33 protein-coding genes are annotated in these 26559 nt (G+C 71.4%); 18 read left to right on the top strand and 15 right to left on the bottom strand.

Going from position 1 to position 26559, the window contains the following annotated elements:
- Window positions 1-86 precede the first annotated feature (86 nt).
- Window positions 87-1052 carry a zinc-binding dehydrogenase gene (locus tag JAV51_RS09160; protein WP_197320250.1) on the bottom strand — a complete coding sequence of 322 codons (966 nt, stop codon included), beginning with the start codon at window positions 1050-1052 and terminating at the stop codon, window positions 87-89.
- Between the two features lie 32 nt (window positions 1053-1084).
- Here JAV51_RS09160 and JAV51_RS09155 point away from each other — a divergent pair, with 32 nt between their 5' ends.
- The 3 genes from JAV51_RS09155 to JAV51_RS09145 are packed head-to-tail and all read left to right on the top strand — an operon-like array spanning window position 1085 to window position 1963.
- Entirely contained in the window at window positions 1085-1324 is a 240-nt protein-coding gene (locus tag JAV51_RS09155; RefSeq protein ID WP_197320249.1) for a hypothetical protein, read from the top strand.
- Window positions 1311-1592, top strand: a complete 282-nt coding sequence (locus JAV51_RS09150) for a hypothetical protein (RefSeq protein WP_197320248.1) — start codon at window positions 1311-1313, stop codon at window positions 1590-1592. The genes JAV51_RS09155 and JAV51_RS09150 overlap by 14 nt, the downstream gene beginning before the upstream one ends.
- Window positions 1592-1963, top strand: a complete 372-nt coding sequence (locus JAV51_RS09145; RefSeq protein ID WP_197320247.1) for a barstar family protein — start codon at window positions 1592-1594, stop codon at window positions 1961-1963. Before JAV51_RS09150 ends, JAV51_RS09145 begins: the two co-directional genes overlap by 1 nt.
- Before the next feature lie 55 nt (window positions 1964-2018).
- Here JAV51_RS09145 and JAV51_RS09140 read toward each other — a convergent pair whose 3' ends face one another.
- From JAV51_RS09140 to JAV51_RS09115, 7 genes are all read right to left on the bottom strand, one after another.
- Window positions 2019-2795 (bottom strand): enoyl-CoA hydratase family protein, encoded by a 777-nt coding sequence (locus JAV51_RS09140; RefSeq protein ID WP_197320246.1) that lies wholly within the window; start codon window positions 2793-2795, stop codon window positions 2019-2021.
- 86 nt (window positions 2796-2881) lie between these two features.
- Complete coding sequence (locus JAV51_RS09135) at window positions 2882-3637, bottom strand: sirohydrochlorin chelatase (RefSeq protein WP_197320245.1); 756 nt, start codon at window positions 3635-3637, stop codon at window positions 2882-2884.
- Window positions 3634-4911 (bottom strand): sulfate adenylyltransferase subunit 1, encoded by a 1278-nt coding sequence (locus JAV51_RS09130; RefSeq protein ID WP_197320244.1) that lies wholly within the window; start codon window positions 4909-4911, stop codon window positions 3634-3636. The genes JAV51_RS09135 and JAV51_RS09130 overlap by 4 nt, the downstream gene beginning before the upstream one ends.
- On the bottom strand, window positions 4911-5831 hold the full coding sequence (gene cysD / locus JAV51_RS09125; protein ID WP_197320243.1) for a sulfate adenylyltransferase subunit CysD: 921 nt from the start codon (window positions 5829-5831) through the stop codon (window positions 4911-4913). The genes JAV51_RS09130 and cysD overlap by 1 nt, the downstream gene beginning before the upstream one ends.
- Before the next feature lie 38 nt (window positions 5832-5869).
- On the bottom strand, window positions 5870-6568 hold the full coding sequence (locus JAV51_RS09120) for a phosphoadenylyl-sulfate reductase (protein WP_197320242.1): 699 nt from the start codon (window positions 6566-6568) through the stop codon (window positions 5870-5872).
- Complete coding sequence (locus tag JAV51_RS20225) at window positions 6565-6729, bottom strand: Insertion element protein (protein ID WP_231641719.1); 165 nt, start codon at window positions 6727-6729, stop codon at window positions 6565-6567. Before JAV51_RS20225 ends, JAV51_RS09120 begins: the two co-directional genes overlap by 4 nt.
- Window positions 6726-8408 carry a nitrite/sulfite reductase gene (locus tag JAV51_RS09115; protein WP_197320241.1) on the bottom strand — a complete coding sequence of 561 codons (1683 nt, stop codon included), beginning with the start codon at window positions 8406-8408 and terminating at the stop codon, window positions 6726-6728. Before JAV51_RS09115 ends, JAV51_RS20225 begins: the two co-directional genes overlap by 4 nt.
- A 320-nt stretch (window positions 8409-8728) precedes the next feature.
- Here JAV51_RS09115 and hemW point away from each other — a divergent pair, with 320 nt between their 5' ends.
- Window positions 8729-9877, top strand: a complete 1149-nt coding sequence (gene hemW, locus JAV51_RS09110) for a radical SAM family heme chaperone HemW (protein ID WP_231641769.1) — start codon at window positions 8729-8731, stop codon at window positions 9875-9877.
- A gap of 9 nt (window positions 9878-9886) precedes the next feature.
- Here the strand turns inward: hemW and JAV51_RS09105 are convergent, their stop codons facing one another.
- Entirely contained in the window at window positions 9887-11062 is a 1176-nt protein-coding gene (locus JAV51_RS09105; RefSeq protein WP_197320239.1) for a trans-acting enoyl reductase family protein, read from the bottom strand.
- A gap of 146 nt (window positions 11063-11208) precedes the next feature.
- Here JAV51_RS09105 and JAV51_RS09100 point away from each other — a divergent pair, with 146 nt between their 5' ends.
- The 3 genes from JAV51_RS09100 (at window position 11209) to JAV51_RS09090 (ending at window position 12791) form a co-directional block, all read left to right on the top strand.
- On the top strand, window positions 11209-11391 hold the full coding sequence (locus JAV51_RS09100) for a hypothetical protein (RefSeq protein WP_197320238.1): 183 nt from the start codon (window positions 11209-11211) through the stop codon (window positions 11389-11391).
- Between the two features lie 75 nt (window positions 11392-11466).
- Window positions 11467-11763, top strand: a complete 297-nt coding sequence (locus tag JAV51_RS09095) for a WhiB family transcriptional regulator (RefSeq protein ID WP_005444655.1) — start codon at window positions 11467-11469, stop codon at window positions 11761-11763.
- A 44-nt stretch (window positions 11764-11807) separates the two neighbouring features.
- Window positions 11808-12791: a TIGR03557 family F420-dependent LLM class oxidoreductase gene (locus JAV51_RS09090; RefSeq protein WP_197320237.1), complete on the top strand. Its 984-nt coding sequence runs from the start codon at window positions 11808-11810 to the stop codon at window positions 12789-12791.
- Between the two features lie 3 nt (window positions 12792-12794).
- Here the strand turns inward: JAV51_RS09090 and JAV51_RS09085 are convergent, their stop codons facing one another.
- The 4 genes from JAV51_RS09085 to JAV51_RS09070 all read right to left on the bottom strand — a co-directional run bounded on the left by JAV51_RS09085 (window position 12795) and on the right by JAV51_RS09070 (window position 14736).
- Window positions 12795-13403 (bottom strand): sigma-70 family RNA polymerase sigma factor, encoded by a 609-nt coding sequence (locus JAV51_RS09085; protein ID WP_374059011.1) that lies wholly within the window; start codon window positions 13401-13403, stop codon window positions 12795-12797.
- A 211-nt stretch (window positions 13404-13614) separates the two neighbouring features.
- On the bottom strand, window positions 13615-13923 hold the full coding sequence (locus JAV51_RS09080) for a DUF202 domain-containing protein (RefSeq protein WP_197320236.1): 309 nt from the start codon (window positions 13921-13923) through the stop codon (window positions 13615-13617).
- Entirely contained in the window at window positions 13920-14264 is a 345-nt protein-coding gene (locus JAV51_RS09075) for a DUF202 domain-containing protein (RefSeq protein WP_197320235.1), read from the bottom strand. Before JAV51_RS09075 ends, JAV51_RS09080 begins: the two co-directional genes overlap by 4 nt.
- A 49-nt stretch (window positions 14265-14313) precedes the next feature.
- Entirely contained in the window at window positions 14314-14736 is a 423-nt protein-coding gene (locus tag JAV51_RS09070) for an STAS domain-containing protein (RefSeq protein ID WP_197320234.1), read from the bottom strand.
- A 278-nt stretch (window positions 14737-15014) separates the two neighbouring features.
- Between JAV51_RS09070 and JAV51_RS09065 the strand changes: the two genes are divergently transcribed.
- The 4 genes from JAV51_RS09065 (at window position 15015) to JAV51_RS09050 (ending at window position 17760) form a co-directional block, all read left to right on the top strand.
- Complete coding sequence (locus tag JAV51_RS09065; protein WP_197320233.1) at window positions 15015-15491, top strand: hypothetical protein; 477 nt, start codon at window positions 15015-15017, stop codon at window positions 15489-15491.
- Window positions 15488-15973 (top strand): hypothetical protein, encoded by a 486-nt coding sequence (locus JAV51_RS09060; RefSeq protein ID WP_197320232.1) that lies wholly within the window; start codon window positions 15488-15490, stop codon window positions 15971-15973. Before JAV51_RS09065 ends, JAV51_RS09060 begins: the two co-directional genes overlap by 4 nt.
- A 211-nt stretch (window positions 15974-16184) precedes the next feature.
- Complete coding sequence (locus JAV51_RS09055) at window positions 16185-16478, top strand: iron-sulfur cluster assembly accessory protein (RefSeq protein ID WP_197320231.1); 294 nt, start codon at window positions 16185-16187, stop codon at window positions 16476-16478.
- A 97-nt stretch (window positions 16479-16575) separates the two neighbouring features.
- Window positions 16576-17760 carry a zinc-dependent alcohol dehydrogenase gene (locus tag JAV51_RS09050; protein WP_197320478.1) on the top strand — a complete coding sequence of 395 codons (1185 nt, stop codon included), beginning with the start codon at window positions 16576-16578 and terminating at the stop codon, window positions 17758-17760.
- Here JAV51_RS09050 and JAV51_RS09045 read toward each other — a convergent pair.
- Window positions 17757-18869 carry a glycerate kinase gene (locus JAV51_RS09045; protein WP_197320230.1) on the bottom strand — a complete coding sequence of 371 codons (1113 nt, stop codon included), beginning with the start codon at window positions 18867-18869 and terminating at the stop codon, window positions 17757-17759. The genes JAV51_RS09050 and JAV51_RS09045 overlap by 4 nt on opposite strands.
- Before the next feature lie 2 nt (window positions 18870-18871).
- Entirely contained in the window at window positions 18872-19840 is a 969-nt protein-coding gene (locus JAV51_RS09040; RefSeq protein ID WP_197320229.1) for a D-glycerate dehydrogenase, read from the bottom strand.
- 141 nt (window positions 19841-19981) lie between these two features.
- On the opposite strand from JAV51_RS09040, the gene JAV51_RS09035 reads away from it, so the two are divergent.
- The 7 genes from JAV51_RS09035 (at window position 19982) to JAV51_RS09005 (ending at window position 26510) form a co-directional block, all read left to right on the top strand.
- Complete coding sequence (locus tag JAV51_RS09035; RefSeq protein ID WP_197320477.1) at window positions 19982-20830, top strand: CoA transferase subunit A; 849 nt, start codon at window positions 19982-19984, stop codon at window positions 20828-20830.
- Between the two features lie 29 nt (window positions 20831-20859).
- Complete coding sequence (locus JAV51_RS09030; protein WP_197320476.1) at window positions 20860-21585, top strand: CoA-transferase subunit beta; 726 nt, start codon at window positions 20860-20862, stop codon at window positions 21583-21585.
- Between the two features lie 32 nt (window positions 21586-21617).
- Entirely contained in the window at window positions 21618-22793 is a 1176-nt protein-coding gene (locus JAV51_RS09025) for a thiolase family protein (RefSeq protein ID WP_197320228.1), read from the top strand.
- 72 nt (window positions 22794-22865) lie between these two features.
- A complete protein-coding gene (locus JAV51_RS09020; protein WP_197320227.1) occupies window positions 22866-24062 on the top strand; it encodes a lyase family protein in 1197 nt (398 codons plus the stop codon).
- 108 nt (window positions 24063-24170) lie between these two features.
- Window positions 24171-24965, top strand: coding sequence for an IclR family transcriptional regulator C-terminal domain-containing protein (locus JAV51_RS09015; RefSeq protein WP_197320226.1), 795 nt, complete (start codon window positions 24171-24173; stop codon window positions 24963-24965).
- Entirely contained in the window at window positions 24962-25546 is a 585-nt protein-coding gene (locus JAV51_RS09010; protein WP_197320225.1) for an NTP transferase domain-containing protein, read from the top strand. Before JAV51_RS09015 ends, JAV51_RS09010 begins: the two co-directional genes overlap by 4 nt.
- Before the next feature lie 52 nt (window positions 25547-25598).
- On the top strand, window positions 25599-26510 hold the full coding sequence (locus JAV51_RS09005) for a MoxR family ATPase (protein WP_197320224.1): 912 nt from the start codon (window positions 25599-25601) through the stop codon (window positions 26508-26510).
- Window positions 26511-26559: the final 49 nt, after the last annotated feature.

Genomic DNA, 26559 nt, shown 5'->3' with positions numbered 1-26559 from the left:
GATGGCGGGGTGTGCTCATGGCGTGACCCTTCGCGAGTCCCGGGAGGGCGCGACGCGGCACGGGGTGACCGCGTCGCGCCCTCCGCTCAGCGGGTGAAGACGATCTTGCCCGCGGTGCGGCCTTCCAGCATGTCGGTGAACCCGGTCGCGGCCTCGCTCATCGGCAGCTCGGCCCCGATCTGCGGGCGAATGCCGGTGAGGTCGACGTAGGAGAGCAGGTCCGCGAGTTCGTCGCGCGTGCCCATCGTCGAGCCCACCACGCGGAGTTGGAGGAAGAACACCCGCTGCAGGTCGGCACTCGGGTCGGGGCCGCTCGTGGAGCCCGAGACCACGACGATGCCGCCGGGCTTCAGCGACTTCAACGAGTGCGACCAGGTGGCCTTGCCCACCGTCTCGAACACGGCGTCCACCCGCTCGGGCAGCCGGGCACCCGGCTCGAACGTCGCGTGGGCGCCGAGCTGCTCGGCCAACGCACGCTTCTCCTCGGTGCGGCCGGTCACCCACACGCGCATCCCGGCGGCCCTGCCGAGCTGCACGAGCGCGGTGGACACGCCGCCGGAGGCGCCCTGCACCAGCATCGTCTGGCCGGGCCGCAGTCCCGACTTGACGAACAACATGCGGTAGGCGGTCAGCCACGCGGTGCCCATCGTGGCGGCCTCCGCGAACGACAGCCCGGCGGGCTTGGGCAGCACGTTGCGGGCGGGCACCACGACGCTGTCGGCGAACGTGCCCTGGTACTTCTCCGTCAGCAACGTGCGCTTCGGGTCGAGGGTGTCGTCCCCCTGCCAGCCCGGGGCGTTGACGACCGAGTGCAGCACCACCTCGGTGCCGTCGTCGAGCACCCCGGCCCCGTCGCAACCGAGGATCATCGGGAACTGGTCCGGCTTGATCCCGACGCCCCGCAGGGTCCAGATGTCGTGCATGTTGAGGCTGGCCGCGCGGACCGACACCCGTACCCAGCCGTCGGGCACCTCGGGGTCGGGCCGCTCGCCCACGACGAGCGAGGACAGCGGATCGTCGGCGTTCGGTTCTTTGGCGTAGACGGCGAACATGGCGTCAACCTACCTGGCGTAGGCTCGACGGCGTGTTCGACGGAGTGGCCCGCTGGTGGGACGGCTTCGAGCTGTGGCTCGCTCAACAGTGGTTCCCGATTCAATTCGTGCTGGTGGCCGCCGTGCTCCTTCCGCTGAGCGCCGTGATGGCGTGGGTGATTCACCGCGGAGTGGACGTGGTGGCCGACCAGGTCGGCGGCCTGCGCAACGCCCCGTCGCGCGCCGAGAACACGACGGACGACGGTGAAGGGAGGACCGATGCTGTCTCGTAGGCGCATCCGGATCGCCCTCGTCGCGTTGATCGTGCTGGCGCTCGTGGGATGGTTCGCACAACAGGCGTTCGGGGTTGGAAATGCGGCCCCCGGCAGCGGTAGCCTGCCGGGCGCGGTATCGACGACGGGGAACGCGCCGCGGTGCGATCTCCTCGTGGTGCCGCGAGCGGACGGTGCGATCCTCGGCACAAGGGAGACGTTGGTGCACACTTCAGCCGGTCACTGCGAGGTGGAAACCCCGCAGCACGTCATGGTGGACGCGCAGTGATGACCGTCAAACCCATGCTCGACTCGAAGACGCTCGCCGACCAGGCGCGGGCACGGGGGGCCTACCCCCACGTGGTGGACACGGCGGAGCACGCCGACCGCGCGAGCACGCTCGATGCCATCGCGGCGGCTCTCTCGCTGCCCGAGCACTTCGGGCGCAACCTCGACACCCTGTACGACGGGCTGACGGACCTGTCGTGGTTGCCGCCGGGCGAGCACGTGCTGATCTGGCGTGCCGCGGAGGTGCTCAAGCGCTCCGACCCCCGGTCGTACCTGGCGGTGCACGGGGTGTTGTCGGACGCCCAGCGGGCGCTCAAGCCCCGGCACGGGCAGCGGGACGGCCGCAGCCTGACTGTAGTTCTCGCCGACTGAAGGTCGAGGCGGGTCCGTCTCACGGCGTGCGGACGGACCCGACCCGAGGTCGTCGTCAGGACCGTTCGGGCACCCAGTTCGGCGTGCGCTTCTCGGCGAACGCGGTGATGCCTTCCTGGCCTTCCTCACTGGCGAAGAACCCGGCCGACAGCTCCTGCATGCGTTCGAAGGTCTCGCTCATCGTGCGGGCCGTGTCGCCCTGGAGCAGTTCCTTGGTGGCGGCGAGCGCCTTCGGGCCGCCCCGGGTGAGGGACGTGACGTAACGGTCGACCGTGGCGTCCAGCTCGTCGGCGGGCACCGCGGCGTTGAGCAGGCCGATCGCGGCGGCCCGCTCGGCGTCGAACACGTCACCGGTGAGGAACAGTTCGTGTGCCGCGCGGGCGGTGAGGCGGGGCAGCACGGTCACGGAGATGATCGCTGGGACGACCCCGAGCCTGACCTCGGTGAAGGCGAACGTGGCGGTGTCGACGGCCACGGCGATGTCGGCGGCGGCGACGATACCCACCCCGCCCGCGCGGGCAGGTCCGGCGAGCTTGGCCACCACCGGCTTCGGGCTCGTCCACAGTCGGTGCAGCAACGCGGGGAACTCGTTGACACCCTGCTTCTCCGCACCCGCGCCTTTGGCCTCCTTGAGGTCCATGCCGGCGCAGAACACGGGGCCGGTGTGGTCGAGCACCAGGACGCGGACGGCGTCGTCGGCGAGGGCGCGGTCGAGGTGGTCGGAGAGCTCCGAGCGGAGCTGGGCGGACAGGGCGTTGCGGTTGTGCGGGGAGTCGAGCGTGATCGTGGCGACTCCCGCTGCGGTGGTGTAGTGCACCAGTTCGTCAGCCATGGTCCACACCTTCGCACAAAACCCGGTTGCGGCGTGTCCGCGTCCTGTGCACGCGTGTTCGCACGTCCCGCACGGCGGGAGCCGAATCAGGCCGTTCGCCGGGTGGCTGTGGCGGCCCGCACCAGGGCCTCGGCGTAGCGGTGCAGCACCACGCGTGCGACTCGCGGGTCGGCGCCGAGCGGGGCGGCCACGGCCACGTCCGGCTCGGCTTCTCGCGCCCGATCCGCCACGCGGTCGAGCAGCAGGCCGGGGGCGAGGAACCACGAGGCGACGGCGAAGCGCCGGGCGCCCCGTGCGCGCAGCGCGGCCAGGGCCGAGGACACGTCCGGGCGCGTCGCGGTGGCGAACGCGGCGACGGTCGGGATACCGAGCCGGTCGTGCCAGTCACGGGCGAGCGCGCACACGACGTCGTTGGCAGGGCCGTGCGACGAGCCCACCGCCGCGAGCACGAGGCCCAGCTCCGGATCGGTGAGGTCCACCCCCGCGTTCGCCACCCGGTCCAGAGCCACGCGTTGCAGCCGTGGGTCGGTGCCGAGCACGTCGGCGACGGTGACCCGCAGGCGAGGCAGGCGGGTCGTCACCTCCGCGACGAGCGCGGGGAGGTCGACCCGCGCGTGGTAGGCGCTGCCCAACAGCAACGGCACCGCGACGACGTGTCGGTGTCCGTCGCGGTGCAGAGCCGCGAGGGTGTCGTCGACCCGCGGTGTCGACAGGTCGAGAAACGCCTCCCGCACGTCGACCCCGGCGGCGCGCCCCCGGAGTTCCGCGACGAGGTGGCGCACGGTGGCCGCCGAGCGGGCGTCGCGGCTGCCGTGCGCCACCACGACCAGGGCCGGTGTCACGAGCCGCGCAGCACGCCGAAGCGCTCGCCGACCAGGCCCGCGGCGAGGGTGTCCCCGTCGGCGGGATCGATCACCAGGAACGCACCGGTGCGGGGACTGTCGGAGTAGTCGTCGACGGGAAGCGGCTCGGACGAGCGCACGACGACGGCACCGATCTCGTTGAGCTGCAGAGTCTCGGGAGCCTCGACCGTGGACAGCGTCTGCTCGTCGAAGCGGGAGTCCACCTGCTGCACCAGCGCCTGCACGGTGCGGGTGCCGTGCTTCACGAGCACTCGCGCGCCCGGACGCAACGGTTTCGTCGACAGCCAGCACAGGGTCGCGGTGAACTCGTCGGTGACCCTCGGCGGCGCCGAGGCCGCTGCGATGAGGTCACCGCGGGCGATGTCGATGTCGTCGGCGAGCAGGACGGTCACCGACGTGCCCGCACCGGCGGCGTCGAGCGGGCCGTCCGCGGTGTCGATGCGCTCGACGGTGCTGCGCAGGCCCGCGGGGAGGACGACGATCTCGTCGCCAGGGCGCACCGTGCCCGCCGCGATCTGACCGGCGTAGCCGCGGTAGTCGGGGTAATCGGCCGTGCGCGGGCGGATCACGTACTGGACCGGGAACCGGAACGCCGCCTCGTGCGGGTCCGGAGCCACGGGCACGTTCTCCAGGTGCTCCAGCAACGTGGGGCCGGTGTACCACGGCGTGTGCTGCGAGCGGGTCGCCACGTTGTCGCCGTGCAACGCCGACACCGGGATGGTCACCACGGCGTCCTCGGGATAGCCGAGCGACGTGGCGTGGGACGTGAACTCCTTGGCGATGACCGAGAACGCCGCCTCGTCGTGGTCGATGAGGTCGATCTTGTTGACAGCCAGCACCAGCCTCGGCACCCCGAGCAGGGCCAGCACGGCGGCGTGGCGTCGGGTCTGCTCCACCACGCCCTTGCGGGCGTCCACGAGCAGGACGGCGAGTTGGGCGGTCGAGGCACCCGTCACGGTGTTGCGGGTGTACTGCACGTGTCCCGGGGTGTCGGCGAGGACGAAACTGCGTCGCGGGGTCGCGAAGTACCGGTAGGCCACGTCGATGGTGATGCCCTGCTCGCGTTCCGAGCGCAGGCCGTCCACCAACAACGAGAGGTCCGGTGTGGACAGACCTTTGTCGACACTCGCGCGCTGGACGGCGTCGAGCTGGTCGGCGAGTACCGACTTGGTGTCGTACAGCAAACGTCCGACGAGAGTGGACTTGCCGTCGTCCACGCTGCCCGCTGTGGCCAACCTCAGCAGACTCGACATCAGAAGTACCCCTCCCGCTTGCGGTCCTCCATGGCGGCTTCCGAGAGCCGGTCGTCGGCCCTCGTGGCCCCGCGCTCGGTGAGCCTGCTGGCCTGCACCTCCGCGATCACCTGCTCGACGGTGGTGGCGGTGGACTCCACGGCACCGGTGCACGAGCCGTCGCCGACGGTGCGGTACCGCACCATGAGTTCTTCGACCTGCTCGCCGTCGCGAGGTCCGCCCCAGGGGCCCTCGGTGAGCCACATGCCGTCGCGGCGGAACACCTTCCGCTTGTGGGCGTAGTAGATCGACGGCAGCTCGACCTGCTCGCGGGCGATGTAGTGCCACACGTCCGCCTCGGTCCAGTTCGACAGCGGGAAGACGCGGACGTGCTCGCCGGGACGGTGCCTGCCGTTGTAGAGGTTCCACAGCTCCGGGCGCTGGCGGCGCGGGTCCCACTGCCCGAAGGCGTTGCGAAGGCTGAAGACGCGTTCCTTGGCCCTGGCGCGTTCCTCGTCGCGCCTGCCACCGCCGAAGACGGCGTCGAAGCGGTGTTCGGCGATGGTGTCGAGCAACGGCTGGGTCTGCAACGGGTTGCGCGTGCCGTCGGGCCGCTCCTGGAGGCGACCGTCGTCGATCCAGTCCTGCACCTTGGCGACGACGAGTCGCAGGCCGTACTTCTCCACCACGCGGTCGCGGAAGGCGATGACCTCGTCGAAGTTGTGGCCGGTGTCCACGTGCAGCAGGGGGAAGGGCACGGGGGCGGGCCAGAACGCCTTGATCGCGAGGTGCAGCAACAGGGTGGAGTCCTTGCCGCCGGAGAAGAGGATCACCGGCCGGTCGAACTCGCCTGCGACCTCGCGGAAGACGTGCACCGCCTCCGACTCGAGTGCGGCGAGGTTGTCCCGCGCCGCGTCCGTCGCGGTCTGCGCAGTCGTCATGGTTCCTTCCTGAGGCTGTCGAGGGCTCGGGGCCGGGATCAGGCGTGCAGGCCGCACTCGGTCTTCGAGGTACCCGCCCAGCGGCCACTGCGCGGGTCGGCGCCGGGGGCGACCTTCGCGGTGCAGGGAGCGCAGCCGATCGACAGGTAGCCCTCACCGACGAGCGGGTTCTGCAGCACGCCGTGCCGCCGCAGGTAGTCGTCGAACTCCTCGTCCGTCCAGGCGGCGAGCGGGTTGACCTTGACAAGTCCGTTGCGGTCGTCCCACGCCACGATCGGGGTGTTCGCGCGTGTGGGTGCGTCGACCCGGCGGACGCCGGTGATCCAGCACGAGTACGCCGCGAGCGTGCGGCGCAGCGGAACGACCTTGCGCAGGTGACAGCACTGGTTGGGGTCGCGTTCGTACAGCCGCGGCCCGTGCTCGGCGTCCTGCTCGGCGACGGTCTGTTCGGGCCGCGCGTCGATGATGCGGACGTCCGGGTAGACGGTAGCGACCGCGTCGCGGACCCCGAGCGTCTCGGCGAAGTGGTAGCCGGTGTCGAGGAAGAGCACGTCGACGTCGGGCTTGATCTTCGCGACGACGTCGACGAGCACGGCGTCCTGCATGTTGGAGGCGACGATGAGGTCGTCGCCGAACTGCTCCACCGCCCACCGCACGGCTTCGTCGGCGTCGGCCTCGGCCAGTGTCTCGGCCGCCTCGGTCGCCACTGCTGCGAGTTCGGCCCGCGATGCCGTCATCGACTCACCTCCGCTGTCCGCAAACCCACGAATCGCACGGCGAAGACCCGCCGACACGCGACGCACAGCCAGGCCGTGTCCTCCTCCGGTCGAAGATCCTCGTCGCCACAGTACGGACAGTAGAACGGTGCGGCCCGGCTCGGCGAGGGCGAATCGCTCATACCAGTGCCGCCTCCTCGGCTCGGGCCACCCAGTGGGCGAAGCGTTCGCCGTCCGCCCGTTGGGTGAGATAGGTACGCACCAGTCGTTCCACGTAGTCCGGCAGTTCGGCCGCGGTGACCTTGTGGCGGCGCAGCTTGCGGCCGAACCCGGCGTCCAGCCCGAGACCTCCGCCGAGATGGACCTGGAAGCCCTCGACCTGGTTGCCGTCGGCGTCGGTGACGATCTGGCCCTTGAGACCGATGTCGGCCACCTGGATGCGCGCGCACGAGTTGGGGCAGCCGTTGAGGTGCACGCTCACGGGGTGGTCGAGACCGGCCTGCAGGTCGGCGAGGCGGCGTTCGAGCTCGGCCACCAGTGCCGCCGCGCGGGCCTTGGTCTCGACGATCGCGAGCTTGCAGAACTCGATGCCGGTGCAGGCCATGACGCCGCGTCGCCAGGGTGACGGGTCGGTGTCCAGACCGGCCTCGGCCAGCGCGGTGCGGAGACCGTCGAGCTGCGACTCGGGCACGTCCAGCACCACGAGCTTCTGTTGCGGGGTGAGCCGTACCCGCGTGGACCCGGCGCGTTCGGCGGCCTTCGCGGCGGCGAGCAGCATCGAGCCGGACGCCCGCCCGGCGACGGGGGCCGCGCCCACGTAGTAGAGCCCGTCCTTCTGCCGGTGCACGCCGACGTGGTCGAGCGGGCGGTCGGGCACGGCGGGGGCCGGACCGTCGAGCAGGGCGCGACCGAGGTACTCCTGTTCGAGCACCCTGCGGAACTTCTCCGGCCCCCAGTCCTTCACGAGGAACTTCAGCCGCGCACGCGAGCGCAGCCTGCGGTAGCCGTAGTCGCGGAAGACGCCGATCACCCCGGCCCACACGTCGGGGACGTCGTCGAGGGGAACCCAGGCGCCGAGGCGCACGCCGAGCATGGGGTTGGTGGACAGCCCACCGCCGACCCACAGGTCGAACCCGGGGCCGTGCTCGGGGTGCTCGACACCCACGAACGCGACGTCGTGGATCTCGTGGGCGACGTCGGCCAGTCCGGAGATCGCGGTCTTGAACTTGCGCGGCAGGTTGGCGAACTCGGGCGCTCCGATGTAGCGGCGGCGGATCTCGTCGATCGCGGGCGTGCCGTCGATCACCTCGTCGGCGGCGATGCCCGCCACGGGCGAACCGAGGATCACGCGAGGACTGTCCCCGCACGCCTCGGTGGTGGTCAGCCCCGCCGCTTCCAGCTTCGACCAGATCGTGGGCACGTCCTCGATCCGGATCCAGTGGTACTGGATGTTCTGTCGGTCGGTGATGTCGGCCGTGTCGCGGGCGTAGGTCTGGGACACCTCGCCGAGCAGGGCGAGTTGGTCGGTGGTGAGCGCGCCGCCGTCGCTGCGGACGCGCAGCATGAAGTAGCGGTCCTCCAGCTCCTCGGGCTCCAGCGTCGCGGTGCGGCCCCCGTCGACGCCGGGCCTGCGCTGTGTGTAGAGGCCGTACCAGCGGAAGCGGCCTCGGAGATCCGCCGGATCGATGGAGTCGAAACCGCCGTGCGCGTACACGGTCTCGATGCGCTGCCGGACGTTCAGCGGCGGATCGTCCTTCTTGGACCGTTCGTTGGGGTTGAGCGGTTCGCGGTAGCCGAGAGCCCACTGGCCTTCACCGCGAGGACGGCGGGGACGGGTGGCTCTGCCGGCGGGTGGGGCCATGGTCGGGGGTCCTCCGGGCGCGTCGTGGTGGGCGGTCCATGCCGGGTGCGCACCGTCGGTCGGGTCGCCCCGTGGGTGGTCGACGTGGCGCCACCTGCGGTGACCACCCCTGCCGACGGCACCGGGTCACCGTCGCACGGCGCCGGGGAGGCGTCCACGACGGTTCGCATCGTGGGACGTGGCCGTGCGGGAGCCGGACGGGCACGGGGCGGAAGCCGCCTCGCGACGCCGCCGACCTCGATCGACGTGCCGGGTGCGACACTGGTCGGGTGGGTGAGTCGACCGTTTCGTTCGACCTTCCCCCTGCCGCGGTGCGGGGGATGGGCAGCCGTCCGTTCGGCGTCTACGTGCACGTCCCGTTCTGCGCGACGCGCTGTGGGTACTGCGACTTCAACACGTACACGGCGGGCGAACTCGGCAGCGCCGCCTCGCCCGCGTCCTGGCTCGACGGTCTGCGCCGCGAGCTCGACCTGGCCGCGCGACTGCTCGGCACGCCGCCCGCCGCCGACACGGTGTTCGTGGGCGGCGGCACCCCGTCGTTGCTCGGCGCGGACGGACTGGGTCAGGTGCTGGACGCCGTGCGGTCGGCGTTCGGTCTCGCTCCCGAGGCCGAGGTGACCACGGAGTCGAACCCCGAGTCCACCTCGCCGGAGTTCTTCGCCGGGTTGCGCGAGGCCGGGTACACGCGGGTCTCGCTGGGCATGCAGTCGACGGCCAAGCACGTCCTCACGGTGCTCGACCGGGTGCACACCCCTGGACGCCCCGTGCGTGCCGCCGTCGAGGCGCGCCAGGCCGGGTTCGAGCACGTGAACCTCGACCTCATCTACGGCACGCCCGGCGAGCGCACCTCGGACCTGCGGGCCTCGGTGGAGGCGGTGCTCGATGCGGGGGTCGACCACGTGTCGGCGTACGCGCTGATCGTCGAGGAGGGCACGGCGCTCGCGCGCCGGGTGCGCCGTGGCGAGCTGCCCGCTCCGGACGACGACGTCCTCGCCGAGGACTACGAACTGATCGACTCGATGCTCTCGTCGGCGGGGCTGCACTGGTACGAGGTGTCGAACTGGGCATCGTCACCGCAGGCGCGCTGCCGCCACAACCTGGGCTACTGGCTCGGCGGTGACTGGTGGGGAGCGGGTCCCGGGGCGCACAGCCACGTCGGCGGCGTGCGCTGGTGGAACCTCAAGCACCCCGCGCGGTACTCCTCGGTGCTGGCCGGCGGAACGCTTCCGGTGGCCGGGTACGAGCGGCTCGGCGACGAGGAGATCCACCTGGAGCGCGTGATGCTCGAACTGCGCCTGGCCGAGGGGTTGCCCTTGGACGCGCTGGATGCCGGAGGAGTGCGGGAGGCGCGCCGCGCGGTGGCCGACGGGCTGCTCGACGACGGTGCGCTGGCAGCGGGGCGGGCCGTGCTCACCGACCGGGGACGTCTGCTCGCCGACGCCGTCGTGCGTCGACTCGTGACGGCGTGAGCGGCGACGTCACCCGCGCTGTACGACGCGGATGGTGAGTCCCGCCCGCGCGAGACGGTTCAGCAGCGCGTCACCCATGGCCACCGCCGTGGTGACCTGACCGGACGTGGCGGGCAGCTCGTCGAAGGCCAGGCACAGGGCCGACTCGGCCAGCATCTTCGCGGTCTCGTCGTAACCGGGGTCGCCCCCGGCGAACTCGGTGACGACCCGCTCGCCGCCGCCCTCGCCGACGAAACGCACGGAGAACCAGGACTGCAGGCGACGGTGTTCGCTCGGCCCTTGCCCCGGCTTGCGCAGCCTGCTCAACGCCGTGCGGGCCGCCGGGAACTGCGCGAGCGCGCCGAGCACGGCCAGTCCGAGCCCGGCCGCGACGATCGTCGGTCCCCGCTTCACGGACGCGTAGTGACGGTAGGTGAAGGCGGGACCGTAGCGGTCGAGCGCGGCGGCGGAGCGGCCGACGATCTGCGGGTCGATCGTGGGCAGCGGCACCATCCACCGACCGACCTCCCGGTCGCGGTACAACAGCCCGCTCGACACCCGGATGCGCCGGTCACGGGGACGCGGCTCGGCCTCCCGGCGGTGTCGCGCGGTCTGCGCCATCTGCGTCGATCGGGCGAACGCGGTGAGCGCGGAGGCGTAGGTGCCGCCGGAGAACTCCGCGTGCGCCCTGACCTGACCCTCCACCGTCAGCGGCACGGACCTCGGCAGGTGCTGCACGGTGAAGTACACCCCGAGGTCGTAGGGGATCGAGTCGAAGCCGCAGGCGTGCACGAGGCGGGCCCCGGTGGCCCGCGCCGTCTCGTGATGGGCGAGGTACATGCGGTCGACGAACTCCGGCTCGCCGGTGAGGTCGACGTAGTCGGTGCCGCTGCGGGCGCACGCTGCCACGAGCGGTTCGCCGTACTCCAGGTAGGGGCCCACCGTGGTGATCACGACTCGGGTGCTCTCCGCGAGGCGGCGCAACGACTCCGGGTCGGTGATGTCGGCGTCGAGCAGGGGCAGCTCGGCGCAGTTCGGGTCGAGGCGGGTCAGCCGGTCGCGCAGGGCTGCGAGCTTGGCACGGTTGCGTCCGGCGAGGGCCCAGCGGGTGCCGTCGGGAGCGTTGCGGGCGAGGTACTCCGCGGTGAGCCCGCCGGTGAACCCCGTGCCTCCGAAGAGGACGAGGTCGTACTGCCGCTCGCCCATGGCGTCCCTCCAACGTGTCCGGTTGTCCTATGCGTAACACGTCGTAGGGGCCAACGCTGCTGAGCGTGACGAGAGTCAAGCCGGTCGGAGGCGCCCTTCGGCGCATCGCCGATTGAAAGGCGTCACGCCGGGGTACTTGCTCGATCATGACCGAGAACCACGACCTGGCTCCCGAGGCGGACGTCTCCGAGCAGCAGCTTCCCGTCATCGACCCGACCGATCACCCGGTCGAGCCGCACGTGCCGCTGGAGGCCGATCCTGCCGACGCCGCGGACCAGGCCACTCCGGTCCCGCACGACGAGGACGAGGAATTCCGTCCGGGTACCTGAGGTGTGAGCTTCTCGCAACCGGGGTAAACGGCCCCCACTGACGCGGTTCGAACGAGCACGGAGGTGACACCACCGATGGCCGACACGTCTCGCCTGCCCACTCCCGTCGCCGAGGTCTGGGAGTGGCAGCGACACGGCAATTGCCGGAATCTCGACAGCTCCGTGTTCTTCCATCCTGACGGAGAACGCGGTTTCGCGCGTGCCGACCGGGTCGCGCGCGCCAAGGAGATCTGCCGTACCTGCCCGGTGATCGTGCAGTGCCGGCATCACGCGCTGACGGTGCAGGAGCCGTTCGGCGTCTGGGGCGGGCTCGACGAGACGGAGCGCCGCGAGGCGATCGCCCGACGCAAGAAGCTGCAGCCGACGGCCTGACGTCGGGCGCCGTCGTTCGTCGTCCGTCGTCGGAAGGGGATCCGGTGCGGCTGGGGTACACGTTGCTCACCGAGCAGTCCGGACCGCGTGCTCTCGTCGGGCACGCGGTCCGTGCCGAGCAGGCGGGTTTCGACTTCGAGGTGATGAGCGACCACTACTCGCCGTGGCTGGACTCCCAGGGGCACGCCCCCTACGCCTGGAGCGTGCTCGGCGCGGTGGCGCACGCGACCGAGCGCGTGGAGCTGATGAGTTACGTGACGTGCCCGATCATGCGGTACCACCCGGCGGTGGTGGCGCAGAAGGCGGCGACGATCCAACTGTTGTCCGACGGCCGTTTCCTGCTGGGGCTCGGCGCGGGGGAGAACCTCAACGAACACGTGGTGGGGGCCGGCTGGCCCCCGGTGAACGTGCGCCACGCCATGCTCGGTGAGGCGCTGCGGATCATCGACGACCTCTTCGACGGCGGGTACACGAACTTCGCGGGTGAGCACTACCGGGTCGACTCCGCGAAGCTATGGGACCTACCGGACGTCCGCCCTCCTGTCGGTGTCGCCGTCTCGGGGGAGGCGTCGATCCGCCGTTTCGCGCCGTTGGCGGACGCACTGGTGGCCGTGCAGCCGGAGCCGTGGCTGTGTTCGCTGTGGGACGAGGTGCGGGCGGCGAGCAACGCCGAGCCCTCCCGCAAGATCGGCCAACTCCCCGTGTGCTGGGACACCGATCGCGACGCCGCCGTCGCCAGGGCGCACGACCAGTTCCGCTGGTTCGCCGGCGGGTGGAAGGTCAACGCCGAGCTCCCGGGAACGCAGGCCTTCGCCGCGGCCACGCAGTTCGTGACGCCGGACGACGTGGCGGCCGCTATCCCCTGCGGTGCCGACGTGGACCGGGTGGTCGAGTCGGCTCGACCGTTCGTCGAGGCGGGCTTCACCGACCTCGCGTTGGTGCAGATCGGCGGGGAGCACCAGGAGGACTTCCTCACCGCCGCGGAACGGGAGCTGCTGCCCGCGCTCCGCGAGGCGGCGCGGGGCTGACGGTCACGGCGGCTGCAACGAGCCGGGTGGAGCCAGCGCGCGCAGTGTCGCCAACGCGCGGTGCTGACAGGTACGCACGTTCCCCGGTGACAGCCCCAATGTACGGGCCGTCTCGGCCGCGGACAGCCCGACGACGAGTCGCAGCACGAGGACGTCGCGTTGTCGACTCGGCAGGTGTCGCAGCAACCGACTCAACCGGTGTCCCAGGTCGGCGTTCACCAGCCGTCGCTCCGGATCGTCCCGGTCGTCCGCGGGGGTCTCGGGTGGCTCGGGCGTGGGGTGGCTTCGTTCGCGCGCGGCGCGGCGGAACACGTCGGCCACCTTGTTCGACGCGATCGCCCGGACCACGAACAGAAACGAGCCGCCCCGATCGCGATAGTGCGGCAACGCCTGGAGCACGGCGACGCAGATGTCCTGGGCCACGTCCTCGGCGCAGACGGGCCCGAAGTCGCGAGAACCCAGCCGCGAGCGGCAGTACCGGGTCACGGCCGGGGCGATCATGCTGGTCAACGCCTGGATGGCCGCCGCGTCACCTTGGGCGGCGTCGTGCACCACGGGATCGACCTGGGACGTGCTGAGGCGGGCGGTGACAGCGCTCGTCGACACGGGCACGGCCGGTGCGCTGCGGGGCAGTGGCACCGTCGGTGCGAGGCCCGGGGACACGGGCGGCGGGAACGAAAGCGACGGCACTGGCGACTCCACACGGGACGCGCCGTCGGTGCGGCGCGGTGGCGTCTCGGATGTCCGGCCGCAGCGAGTCGAGCCCGGCCGTGTTCGCCATGCTAGGTCGTCGCCGGGGCCCGGACCAAGGCGCGCGGCAGGGTCACCAGGGAAGGGAGAACAGGGCGAACACGCCGGTGAGGCCGACGAGGGCGGCGACCGCGAGCAGCGCCGACGCGGGTGCCTGCCGGGGAGTGGGGCGGCGAAGCTCCCGGTCGCGGACGGTGCCGACCACGGTGAGCAGGACGGCGGCGAGCGCCGTGCACACAACGGCTCCGGTGAGCAGCCCCCAGCCCGTGCGCGCGGTGTGGTAGAGCAGCAGCAGCGACACGACGCCCGCGCCGAGAGCGCTGCGCTGCCAGGCGAGGCCGGTGCGTTCGGACGGAAGTCCGCGTGCCGGGTCGTCGCTCATCCGGCCACCACCAGGATGGCCGCGACGAGGGTGATCACCAGCACGACCACCGAGACGACGGGCAGCAGCGGACTGCGAGGCAATGGTTCACCGCGCCTCATGGCGCGTTGGACCCGCCACCACCGTGGGTACGACGCCGCGGCGAGCAGTATCGCCAGGGCAATGCAGAGCGTCGCGAGCAGAGTGCGCGCGGTCTCGTTGGCGAGCCCGGGCACCAGTTGATGCACCGCCACCCCGCCCGCGACGAGTCCCAGCGAGGTGCGAATCCATGCCAGGAACGTGCGTTCGTTGGCGAGGGTGAACCGGTAGTCCGGGTCGGTCTCGTCGGGGCGTTCGGTCACGAGAACGGGAGTGGGCGTCGTCGCCGCCAGGCCCGGCGACGACGCGAGCTCACTCGGCTCCGGCGACGGCCTTCACGGCGTCGTCGACGTTCTCGTACACGGGCATCTGCGACACGAGACCGGTCGCTTCCAACGGACGCAGCACGACGCGCTTGGTGGCGACGATCGCCCACGTGATCGCGTCGTTCGCGGCGCGCTCCGACAGTTCGGCCAGGACGGACAGTCCCGCCGAGCCGAGGAAGCCGATGCCGTCGAGATCGAGGACGAGGCCGTCCGAGTCGGTGACGTTCTGCTCGACCCACTGGCGCAACTGGGGCGCCGACAGCAGGTCGACCTCACCGGAGACGTGTGCGAGCACGACGTTGCCCGACCGTCGTTCGGCGTCGACGCGCATGCCGTGGCTGTCCAGCGATCGGGGCTGTTCGGCTGGCGTCGACTGAGAGGTCAGGGTGTGGGGGTCGGTGCTACGCACTGTTGTCCCTCCGTAGCGTTCGGACAGGGCGCACAGGCAGGGAGAGAAGGGAATGACGCGAGGATGTGCGTGAGACCCGAAAATTCCTACCTGATTCACGGGCTGTCGAAGGTTCGATTTCCGCAGCCCTTCCTACCGTAGGAACCGCGCCGCGTGCCGCGCAACCTTTTCCGTGTTCTGCTCACAGGGATTTCAAACGCCGTTTGAAAGTCGCGGTCCGTGGGTACCGGGGTAGCTCGCGACGACGGGAAGCCACTCAGGTCACAGGGAGGATGCCGATGAGTGACGGTAGCGAACCGGTGACTCCCCCGCAGGACAGCGGGATGCCCGACAGCGTCGAGTCCGATCCGGCCGCTCTGAACAGCGCGGAAGACCTCGACGAGGATCGAATCCGGCTCGACCCGCTCGAAGAGGGAATGGACCCGCCGGAGCACTGGAGCGAAGCCGACCGTTACGGCATGACTCCGTTCGAGCAGCGGCAGGGCGAGCCGTTGGAGGAACGGGTGCGTCAGGAAGTGCCGGACGTCTCAGCCGACATCGGTGCCGACACGCCCGAAACCGTCGCCGCCACGCCGGACGCCGAGTTGGACGAATCTGTCGACGACGTGACCGAAGGCACCGAACCGGCGCCGCCCGACGAGGATTTCTTCGCCGACGATGCGACGCGGGGAGTGGGGCCCGCGCAGAATGCCGATCAGGCGGACGGTCCCGTGGTCGACGCCCGCGCACCCGAGGACTCGGAGAGCGGACGGTGAACCCGACGGGAGACGTGCGCGACCTCACCGAGCGGATGGTGGCCATCGTCCGCAGCGAGGACGTCGACCAGTTGGCGGCGCTGGTGTCGCAGATCGTCGATCCGCGAGGACCGCGCAGCGACTTGTTCACGCCCGTCCTCGCTCAGCTCGTCCGCTGTCTCGCGGACACCTTGCGCCGTCGAGCCGCCACCGACCCCGCCGACGACGCCGAGCGCGTGTCGGACGATCCGGCCGTCTTCACCGCTGAACTCGTCGACACTCTCGACGACGAGGTGGCGATCGACGAACTGGACCCGGCCCTGCGCGCCGTGTTGCGTGCGGTGCTTGCCGAACTGAACGGCGACACCGAGTCGGCGCGATTCCTACTCGCTTTCGTGGACGCCGATCGCGAGCCGCTCGCGCGGCTGGATGCGCTGTGGCACGCGCTGTTGTGGACGAGCATGTTGGACGACGACTCCAGTTGGTCCGCGACGACCCCCTGATCGATCCGCGTCCCGCTGTCCACCGATGGACGTCGCGTGTCCGCGCCCGTCGTCGTGGCTGATCTCACCGCCGTCGGCCCGGCGCTCCGACCGGCGTCGTCGCACCTGCCGAGAGCCGCGTGAAGCGCGGGGCCAGCGCGTGAGCGGCGCGCGGCCCCCGATGCCCCTACGGTGGGAGTGGCAGCTGTACGCGAACGAAGGGAACACCGACATGCTCGCCATGACCGACGCTGCCGCCGAGGCGATCAGCGCTCTGACCGCGCAGGACGGTCAGGACTCCGCGGGTCTGCGGTTCGCGGTGCAGGAGGAGACGGAGGCGGGTGCGCAGCTCGCGTTGTCCATCACCCCGGAGCCCGAAGCGGGCGACCAGGTGCTCGGCACGGAAAGCGGCGCTCGGGTCTTCCTCGAACCTCAGGCGGCGACGTTCCTCGACGACAAGGTGCTCGACATCCAGCAGGACGAGGAGGGTCAATTGAACTTCGCGGTGATGCCGCAGAACGGCTGATCCGTTTGGCTGTCGGTCATCGGTGGTACGTCGCGTCCGACATCCGAGGCGACCACCGATGACCCGCCAGGCCCCGGCGGGCGAGGGAGACAAGCCGATGAAGGCCGTGACCTGGCAGGGAAAACGTTCCATTTCGGTCGACGAGGTTCCCGATCCCACGATCGAACGGCCCACCGACGCCGTGATCAGGGTGACCTCGACGGGAATCTGTGGCTCTGACCTGCACCTCTACGAGGTGCTCGGAGCATTTCTCGAACCGGGGGACATCCTCGGCCACGAACCCATGGGCGTGGTCGAGGAGGTCGGCAGCGAGGTCACCAACCTCAAGCCGGGAGACCGCGTCGTGGTGCCGTTCAACGTCTCTTGTGGACATTGCTACTACTGCGATCTCAAGCTGTTCTCCCAGTGCGAGACCACGCAGGTCACCGAATACGGCAAGGGTGCGGCACTGCTCGGGTACACGAAGCTCTACGGCCAGGTGCCCGGAGGGCAGGCCGAGCTGTTGCGGGTGCCGTTCGCGAACTTCGGCCCGATCAAGGTGCCGGACGGTCCCCCCGACGATCGCTTCCTCTATCTCTCCGACGTCCTGCCGACCTCCTGGCAGGCCGTGGAGTACGCCGACGTCCCGGACGGTGGGTCGGTGCTGGTGGTGGGGCTCGGACCGATCGGACAGATGTGCGCGCGGATCGCGCGGCAACGTGGCGCGGGCAAGGTGCTCGGCGTCGATCTCGTGGACGAGCGGTTGGAGCTGGCGCGCCGGTACGGCGTCGACACCATCGACCTGCGGCAGTACAAGCACGTGGGCGACGCGGTGCGGGACCGCACCGACGGCCGGGGAGCCGACTCGGTCATCGACGCCGTCGGCATGGAGGCGCACGGCACGCCGGTGACGGGCATGGCCCAGCAGTTGGCGACGTTGCTCCCGAGCGCGGTGGCGGCCAAGGTGATCGAGAAGGCGGCGGTGGACCGGCTGGGTGCCCTGTACACGGCCATCGACGCCGTCCGGCGCGGCGGCACCGTCTCACTGTCCGGTGTGTACGGTGGCATGCTCGACCCGCTGCCGATGATGACGTTGTTCGACAAGCAGGTGCAGCTTCGGATGGGCCAGGCGAACGTGCGGGCCTACGTCGACGACATCATGCCCTATGTCATCGACGACGCCGATCCGCTCGGCGTCGAGGACCTGGCCACGCATCGACTGCCGTTGTCGGAGGCTCCCGGCGCCTACGAGATGTTCCAGAAGAAGCGGGACGGGGCCATCAAGATCGTGCTCGAACCCTAGCGGCAGCCTTCGACGAGCTCAGCCGTCGCGGCGCGCACCAGCTCCGGTGCGCGCCGCATCGCGTCCTGGGGTGATGCCGCGGAGTCCACGAGCGCGCGCCACGCCGTGACACCGGCGGCGGTGAGTTGTTCGGGGCTCAGGGCGATGCGGCCCGCGACCATCACCACGGGGACGCCGGCGCGCCGTGCGCGGTCGGCGACTCCGGCCGGGGCCTTCCCCGCCAGGCTCTGTGCGTCCAGGGAACCCTCGCCGGTGATGACGAGGTCCGCCTCCCTTACGGCGTCGTCGAGACCCGTCAGCGTGGCGACCAGGTCGAAGCCCGACTCCGCGGTGGCGCCCAGCGCGACGACGGCTCCGGCGACACCGCCGCCCGCGCCCGCGCCGGGGCGCTCCACCACCTCGTCGGCACCGGCGCGGACCAGCGCGTCGGCCCACACTCGCAGCCCGCGTTCCAACCGCTCGATCTCGTCCGGGGTGGCGCCCTTCTGTGGGCCGAACACCGCCGCCGCACCCTCGGGGCCGAGCAGCGGATTGGTGACGTCGGTGGCCACCCGGAGTTCGACTCCGGCGAGTCGGCGCCGCACGGCCGTGAGGTCGACGGTCGCGACGTTCTCCAGCGCCCCGCCGCCCAGGGCGACGGGGTTGCCGTCGGCGTCGAGGACTGCGGCGCCGAGCGCCCGCAGCAGACCGGCTCCGCCGTCGGTGCTCGCCGTGCCGCCCACGGTCAGCACCACGCGGCGGACACCGTGCTCGACGGCGTGGCGCACGAGTTCGCCGACGCCGACGGTGTGGGCGAGCAGCGCCGTGCGCGGCGTGGGGGTCACGTACTCGATGCCGCACGCGCGCGCCGACTCGACGTAGGCCCAGCCGTCGAGCACGACGTAGTTTGCGGACACCGGTTCCGTCAGCGGTCCGGACACCTCGACGTCGACCCGGCGGCCACCTGCGGCGAGCAGCACGTCGAGCGTGCCCTCCCCACCGTCGGCCACCGGACGGCGGTCGACGACGGCGTCGGGGCAGGCGTCCGTGACACCCGCCGCCATGGCCTCGGCCGCCGCCACGGCAGTGAGGCTGCCCTTGAACTTGTCGGGGGCGACGACCACCCGCATCGTCAGCTCCTCACCGGTGTCGGCGGTTCGTCTCCGCGCAGCACGGCGACGGCGTTGCGTGCGGCGAGCATGGCCATGGCGGTGCGGGTCTCCGTGGTGGCCGAGCCGAGGTGAGGGGCGAGGGCGGCGTTGTCGAGCTCCAGCAATCCGGGATGGACCTCGGGCTCGTTCTCGAACACGTCGAGCCCGGCGCCCGCGATGACGCCGCGCGCGAGCGCGTCGACGAGGGCCGCCTCGTCCACCACCGGCCCGCGCGTGGTGTTGATCAGAAACGCGGTGGGCTTCATCGCCGCGAGCGCGTCGGCGTCGATGAGGTGCCGGGTCTGCGGAGTGAGGGGGCAGTGCAGCGACACCACGTCGGAGATGCGCAGCAGCTCGTCCAGGGTCACGAGGCGCGCGTCGAGTTCGCGTTCGGCGTCGGAACGGCGAGTGCCCGGCCGTCCGGTGTAGACGATGTCCATCCCGAAGGCGCGAGCTCGGCGGGCCATGGCCGTGCCGATCGCGCCCAGGCCCACGACGCCCAGCGTCTTGCCCTGCAATCCGGTGCCGAGCAGGAACCCGAGGTCGAACTGCCACGGACGTCGCGCGCGAATGAGCCGTTCGCCCTCGCCGAGTCGCCGGGTGACCGACAGGAGCAGCCCGAAGGCCAGGTCGGCGGTGGCGTCGGTGAGGACGCCGGGCGTGTGGGTCACGACGACGCCGCGCTCGCGCAGCGCGGGGACGTCGATGTTGTCGTAGCCGACGGCGACCGTGGAGACGACCTTGAGCTGGGGGCCCGCCGCGTCGACGAGCGCGGCGTCCACGCGGTCCTGCAGCGTGCTCACCACGGCGTGGGCGCCCGCGACCGCGGCGTGCAGCTCGGCCGTCGTCAGCGTGCGGTCGGGGTCCGGCAGCCAGACGTCCCCGGCGTCGCGCAGCAATGCCATCGCCGGGTCGGCGAGCTTCCTCGTCACCACGATTCGGGGTGTCACGTCGCACGCGTCCCTTCGCTGGAAGTGGGGCTCCGGGTGCACCCTAACCGCCCCGGTGCCCCTTGACGACGCTGCTAACGTTCACAGAGAGAACACTTGTGCGCATTGCGCACACTCGTCGAGACCAAAGGCGGTGAAGGCGTGGCGGAACTCGTGTCCCTCTCCGATGCCGTGGCCGCACTCGTGCGGGACGGCGACACGGTGGCGTTGGAGGGGTTCACCCACCTCATCCCGCACGCCGCCGGTCACGAGATCATCCGGCAGCGACGCCGTGACCTCACGCTCGTGCGGATGACGCCGGACATCGTGTACGACCAGCTCATCGGTGCCGGGTGCGCCCGCAAGCTGATCTTCTCGTGGGGCGGCAACCCCGGGGTCGGCTCGTTGCACCGGTTCCGGGAGGCCGTGCAGCACGGGTGGCCGGTGCCGTTGGAGATCGAGGAACACAGTCACGCGGGCATGGCCAACCGTTACGTCGCCGGTGCGTCCGGGTTGCCGTTCGCCGTGCTGCGGGGATACGCGGGCACGGACCTGGCGCGGCACACGGGCACGATCGCCGAGATCACGTGCCCGTTCACGGGGGAGAAGTTGGCCGCCGTCCCGGCCCTCAACCCGGACGTCGCGATCATCCACGCCCAGCGGGCGGACCGTCGCGGCAACGTCCAGTTGTGGGGGCTCGTGGGCGTGCAGAAGGAGGCCGTGCTCGCGGCCCGGCGCAGCCTCGTCACGGTCGAGGAGATCGTCGACGAACTCGAACCGGTGCCCGACCAGGTCGTGCTCCCCACGTGGGCGGTGACCTACGTCGCCGAGGTGCCGCGCGGCGCCCACCCGTCCTACGCCCAGGGCTACTACGAGCGCGACAACGACTACTACCGTCGGTGGGACGCGATCAGCCGTGATCGGGAGGCGTTCGGTCGCTGGGTCGCCGAGCTGTCGGAGACCGACGAAGCGGAGGTCGCTGTGGACGCCGGAACGGAGGGACGAGCGTGACCGCGCACCAGGACTACACCTCCGACGAGATGATGTCGATCGCCGCGGCCAGGGCGCTCACCGGCGACCGGCGGTGCTTCGTGGGCATCGGACTGCCCTCCACCGCCGCCAACGTCGCCCGGCGCACGCATGCTCCCAACCTGGTGCTGATCTACGAGTCGGGCACGCTCGGGTCGAAACCGGATCGCCTGCCCGCGTCGATCGGCGACGGCATCCTCGCCGAGACGGCCGACGCGGTGATCAGCGTGCCCGAGGTGTTCAACTACTGGCTCCAGCCCGGCCGCATCGACGTGGGCTTCCTCGGCGCGGCCCAGCTCGACCGGTTCGGCAACATCAACACCACGGTGATCGGCGACGACTACGCGAACCCGAAGGTCCGGCTGCCCGGCGCGGGCGGGGCTCCCGAGATCGCCGGGTCGTGCGGCGAGGTGTTCGTGGTGGTGCGGCAGAACCGGCGCACGTTCGTGGAGCAGGTCGACTTCGTCACGTCGGTCGGCCACGGCCGGGCTCCCGGCGATCGGGAGCGGCTCGGGCTGCGGGGAGCCGGACCGACCCTTGTGATCACTGACCTGGGCGTGCTGCGCCCGGACCCGCAGACCCGCGAACTGACGTTGACCCAGGTGCATCCCGGTGTGACCGTCGAGCAGGCGCGGGAGGCGACAGGATGGGACCTGCGGGTCGCGCCCGACCTCGTGACGACGGAACCGCCGACCGAACGCGAGCTCGCCGTGCTGCGGGAGCTGACGGCGGCCTGAACCGGACACTCACCTCTCCAAGGAGGCAGACCATGACGGACGTGTTCGTCCTCGACGCCGTGCGGACGCCGTTCGGCCGGTACGGCGGTGCCCTGTCGGGCGTGCGACCCGACGACCTGGCCGCGCACGTGCTGCGCACGCTCGGCGAGCGTCACGACCTCGACCCGGCTGCGGTCGACGAGGTCGTGCTCGGCGACGCCAACGGCGCGGGCGAGGACAACCGCAACGTCGCCCGCATGGCGACGCTGCTGGCGGGGTGGCCCACGAGCGTGCCCGGCAGCACGGTGAACCGCTTGTGCGGCTCCGGGCTCGACGCGGCGATGCAGGCGAGCAGGCTCATCGCGGTCGGCGACGCGTCGGTCGTGGTCGCGGGCGGTGTGGAGTCGATGAGCCGCGCGCCGTGGGTGCTGCCGAAGCCGGAGAAGGCGTTCCCGGGCGGCAACGCGACGTTGCACTCCACGGCTCTGGGCTGGCGCATGGTGAACCCGCGGATGCCCGAGCAGTGGACCGTCTCCCTCGGGGAGAGCACCGAGCTGCTCGCCCAGCGCTACGGCATCGGCCGTGACGAGCAGGACGAATTCGCGTTGCGCAGTCATCAGGCCGCTGCGGCGGCGTGGGACGAGGGTTTCTACGCCGACCACGTCGTCCCGGTGGACGGCACGGGCCTGGATCGGGACGAGGGCGTCCGCCCGGACACCTCCGCCGAGAAGCTCGCCAAGCTCAAGCCCGCGTTCCGCGCGGACGGCACGGTGACGGCGGGCAACGCGTCGCCGCTGTCGGACGGTGCCTCGGCGGTCCTGCTCGCCGACTCGGCGGGTGCCGACCGGATCGGGGCCCGGCCGCTCGCCCGGATCGCCGGGCGGGGCGCGGCGGGCGTGGACCCGGACGTGTTCGGCGTCGGACCGGTGAAGGCCGCCGAGATCGCCTTGAAGCGGGCCGGGATCGGCTGGGGCGACCTCGCGGCGGTGGAGCTGAACGAAGCGTTCGCCGCGCAGTCGCTCGCGTGCCTCGCCGACTGGCCGGACCTCGATCCCGCCATCGTGAACGTCCACGGTGGAGCGATCGCGATCGGACACCCGCTCGGCGCGTCGGGAGGCCGGATTCTCGGCACGCTGGCCCACTCGCTGCGCAAGCGAGGCGGCGGATGGGGTCTGGCCGCCATCTGCATCGGCGTCGGCCAGGGACTCGCGGTGGTCCTGGAGGCGTGACCCCGAACGCGTGAGGCCGCGTCGAGGGTGTCGACGTGCGACGTCGGCATCGAGGCGGGACAGTCGGGGGCGATGTCCGACAGCGTGTCCTCGTCCTCGTCCTCGTCGTTGTTCGACTCGTTGGTCGCCGCCGGCCCAGTGTCCGCGCAGGTGGACGACACGGCATGGCTGCGGGCGATGCTCGACGTCGAGGCGGCGTTGGCGGCGGCTCAAGCCGACGCTGGCCTGCTGCCGTGGGAGTACGCCCGCAGCATCGCCGAGGCGTGCCGCGACCACGGAGCGTTCGACGTCCGGGCCCTGGGAGCGGAGGCCGCCGACGTCGGCAACCCGGCCGCTCCGCTGGTGCGGGCCCTCGCCGCGCGCGTCGGCGGTGAGGCCGGGCGGTTCGTGCACCACGGGGCGACCAGCCAGGACGTCGTCGACTCCGCCGCCATGCTGGTGGCCGCGCGGGCGCGGGAGCCGCTGCTGTCGGAGCTTCGTCGTTGCACCGACCGGCTCGCGGAGCTGGCCCGACGGCACGCGGGGACGGTGCAGGTGGGGCGCACCCTGGCGCAGCACGCGCTGCCGACGACGTTCGGCCTCACCGCCGCCGGATGGTTGACCGCACTGGACGCCGCCGCGCATCGGGTCCGGGCGCTGCGGTTGCCCGTCCAACTCGGTGGTGCCGTGGGAACGCTCGCCTCGCTCGGGGAGTACGGGCCGGACGTGCTGGCCGCGCTGGCCGCCCGGCTCGGACTGGTCGAGCCCGTCCTGCCCTGGCACACCGACCGCACCCCGGTGGTGGACCTCGCGACGGCCCTGGGCGGGGTGGCCGCCGCGGTGTCCGGGGTGGCCGCCTCGATCGTCGTCCTCACCCAGACCGACGTCGGGGAGCTGCGGGAGGAGGGGCCGCCGGGCACCGGTGTCTCCACGGCCATGCCGCACAAGCGCAATCCCGTCGCCGCCGTGTCGGCACGCGCGTGTGCGAAGCAGGCGCCCGGTCTCGTGGCCGAGTTGTTGGCGGCGGCGGAGCAGGAGAGTCAGCGGGCGGCCGGAGCGTGGCACGCGGAGTGGTGGCCCTCGATCCAGCTCTGGCGCGTCTGCGGTTCGGCGGTGCACTGGCTGGGCGAGAGCCTGCGACGCCTCCGCGTGGACGAGGCACGGATGCGCGCCAATCTCGCTGCCGGGCGCATCGAACGGCACCCCACGTCAGTTGACGAGGTGGGGCAGGCAACCGTGTTCGTCGACCGGGCACTGGAGGCCTACCGGACGGGACGAAGGGAGAGGTGAATGGTCCGCACGCGGCGTGTATCGAATCGGATTCGCCGGTCGGACCCACCGGCAGCCGTCCCGAGACGGGGTGGGCACGACACGGTTCCGCGATAGGTTGGACACATCATGGAGTCGGGCAGCACACGAGCCGCGTATCACGTGCAGTCCCTGGAACGGGGACTCGCCGTGATCAAGGCCTTCGGGGCGGGCACACCCCAACTGACGCTCAGCGACGTCGCGAAGGCGACGGGGCTGACCCGTGCCGCCGCGCGCCGGTTCCTGCTGACCCTCGCCGACCTCGGGTACGTCCGCGCGGAGGGGCGCTACTTCCGCCTCACCGCACGCGTCCTCGAACTGGGGTACGCGTACCTGTCGAGCCTGCCGCTGTCGGACGTGGTGCAACCGCATCTGGAGCGGCTGTCCGCGGAGGTCCACGAGTCGTCGTCGGTGTCCGTCCTCGACGGCACCGACATCGTGTACGTCGCGCGGGTGGCGGTCTCGCGCATCATGACCGTGAGCATCGACGTGGGCACCCGGTTCCCCGCTCACGCGACGTCGATGGGACACGTGCTGCTCGCGGGACTGGGCGAGGACGAGTTGGCCGCCTACCTCGACGAGGCGACGTTCGAACGACGCACCGAGCGCACGATCACGTCGGCGTCGGACCTGCGTGCGGAGCTGGACCGCGTGCGTGAGCAGGGCTGGGCTCTGGTCGATCAGGAGTTGGAGGAGGGGCTGCGGTCGGTGGCCGTGCCGCTCCACGACAGGGACGGCAAGGTGGTGGCAGCGGTGAACCTTTCGACACACGCCAGTCGCACGACCTCCGAGACGGTGCTGACCGAGCTGCTACCCCGGTTGCGCCGCACTGCCGAACGGATCGAGGCGGATCTGTCCGTCGCCGTCGGGGCGCGCGTGTCATGAGGACCGCGGGACTGCTGCTCGCCGCCGGTGCCGGTCGCCGTTTCGGCAGGCCGAAGGCGTTGGTCGAGGTCGAGGGTGAGGCGTTGGTGACCCGCGCGGTGCGCGTGCTGGCCGAGGGCGGGTGCGACCCGATCGTGGTGGTGCTGGGAGCGCGGGCCGACGACGTGCGGACGTTGCTGCCCGGGCGCGTGACGACGGTGTACGTCCCGGACTGGCAGGAAGGCATGAGCGCGTCCCTGCGGGAGGGACTGCGCACTCTCTCCCACCTCACGCCGGTCCCGGACGCGGTGCTGGTGCACCTGGTCGACCTGCCCGGTGTCGGTTCCGACGTCGTCGCCCGGTTGCGGGAGTCGGCGGCTCCCGACGCCGTGGCGCGTGCCTCCTACGACGGCCATCCCGGACACCCGGTCGTGCTCGGTCGCCGTTGGTGGTCGGACATCGCCGACGTCACCCGCGGCGACCAGGGCGCGCGCGAGTGGTTGCGGGGTCGCGCCGACCTCCGGTTGGTCGAATGTGGAGACCTGTCCGCGGGCACCGACGTCGACTCCCCGGCCGATCTCCCCGGGGACCGGCGACCCTGACGGCACGTGAGGTGTCCCGCCGCGTGCCCGCCGGTTCAGTAGGCTCGGCCGTGTGACAGCCGACAGCAGCGGAGCACCCGACGCGGGCGGCACGTCGCCCGACAGCCCCGACGACCTCGCGAAGATCCTGGAACGCGTGGGTTATCTCGCCGACCCGGGCGTGGCCACGGCCGCGTTCCTGGCGTTGCGGATGAGGCGGCCGTTGTTCTGCGAGGGCGAGCCGGGTACGGGGAAGACCTCGTTGGCGGTCGCGTTGGCGGAGGGGTTGGAGCTGCCGCTGATCCGGTTGCAGTGCCACGAGGGGATCGACGCCGGGCAGGCGTTGTACGAGTGGGACTTCCCCCGGCAGTTGCTGCACCTGCGCGCACTGGAGGCCGCGGAGGGCGGGCGACTCGACGTCGACACCGCCGAGCAGTCCCTCTACACCGAACGGTTCCTGTTGGCCCGGCCGCTGCTGCGTGCGCTGACGTCGTCCCCGTGCGTGCTGCTCGTCGACGAGATCGACCGCGCCGACGACGAGTTCGAGGCGTTCCTGTTGCAGTTGCTCGACGAGAACGCCGTCACGATCCCCGAGTACGGCGAGGTGCGGGCCGAGGTCCCGCCGCTGGTCGTGCTCACGTCCAATCGCACGCGCGAGGTGCACGACGCGCTCAAGCGCCGCTGCCTCTACCACTGGGTCGAACACCCCGGCCTGGAGCGGGAGGTCGCCATCCTGCGTCGTCGGGTGCCGGGGATCGGGGAGGCGCTGTCCCGCCAGATCGCCGAGGCGGTGGGTCGGTTGCGGACGCTGGAACTGCTCAAGCCGCCCGGGGTGGCGGAGGCGATCGACTGGGCGCAGGCGTTGACCGCGTTGGGAAGGACGGAACTGGACGTCGAGTCGGCCGCCGTCACGCTCGGCGCGGTGCTGAAGTACAGCGAGGACCTCGACCGCGTTCGCGCGGCCCTCGACTCGCTGCTGGGCTGAGGGGTGAGCGCGCAGGACGGTCCGGTGCCACCCGACCGAGCGCACAATG

The organism is Saccharomonospora sp. NB11, assembly GCF_015910535.1.
Classification (GTDB): Bacteria; Actinomycetota; Actinomycetes; order Mycobacteriales; family Pseudonocardiaceae; genus Saccharomonospora.
Note: the sequence above shows the minus strand (reverse complement) of the source record. Positions and strands in the feature narration are given on the sequence as shown.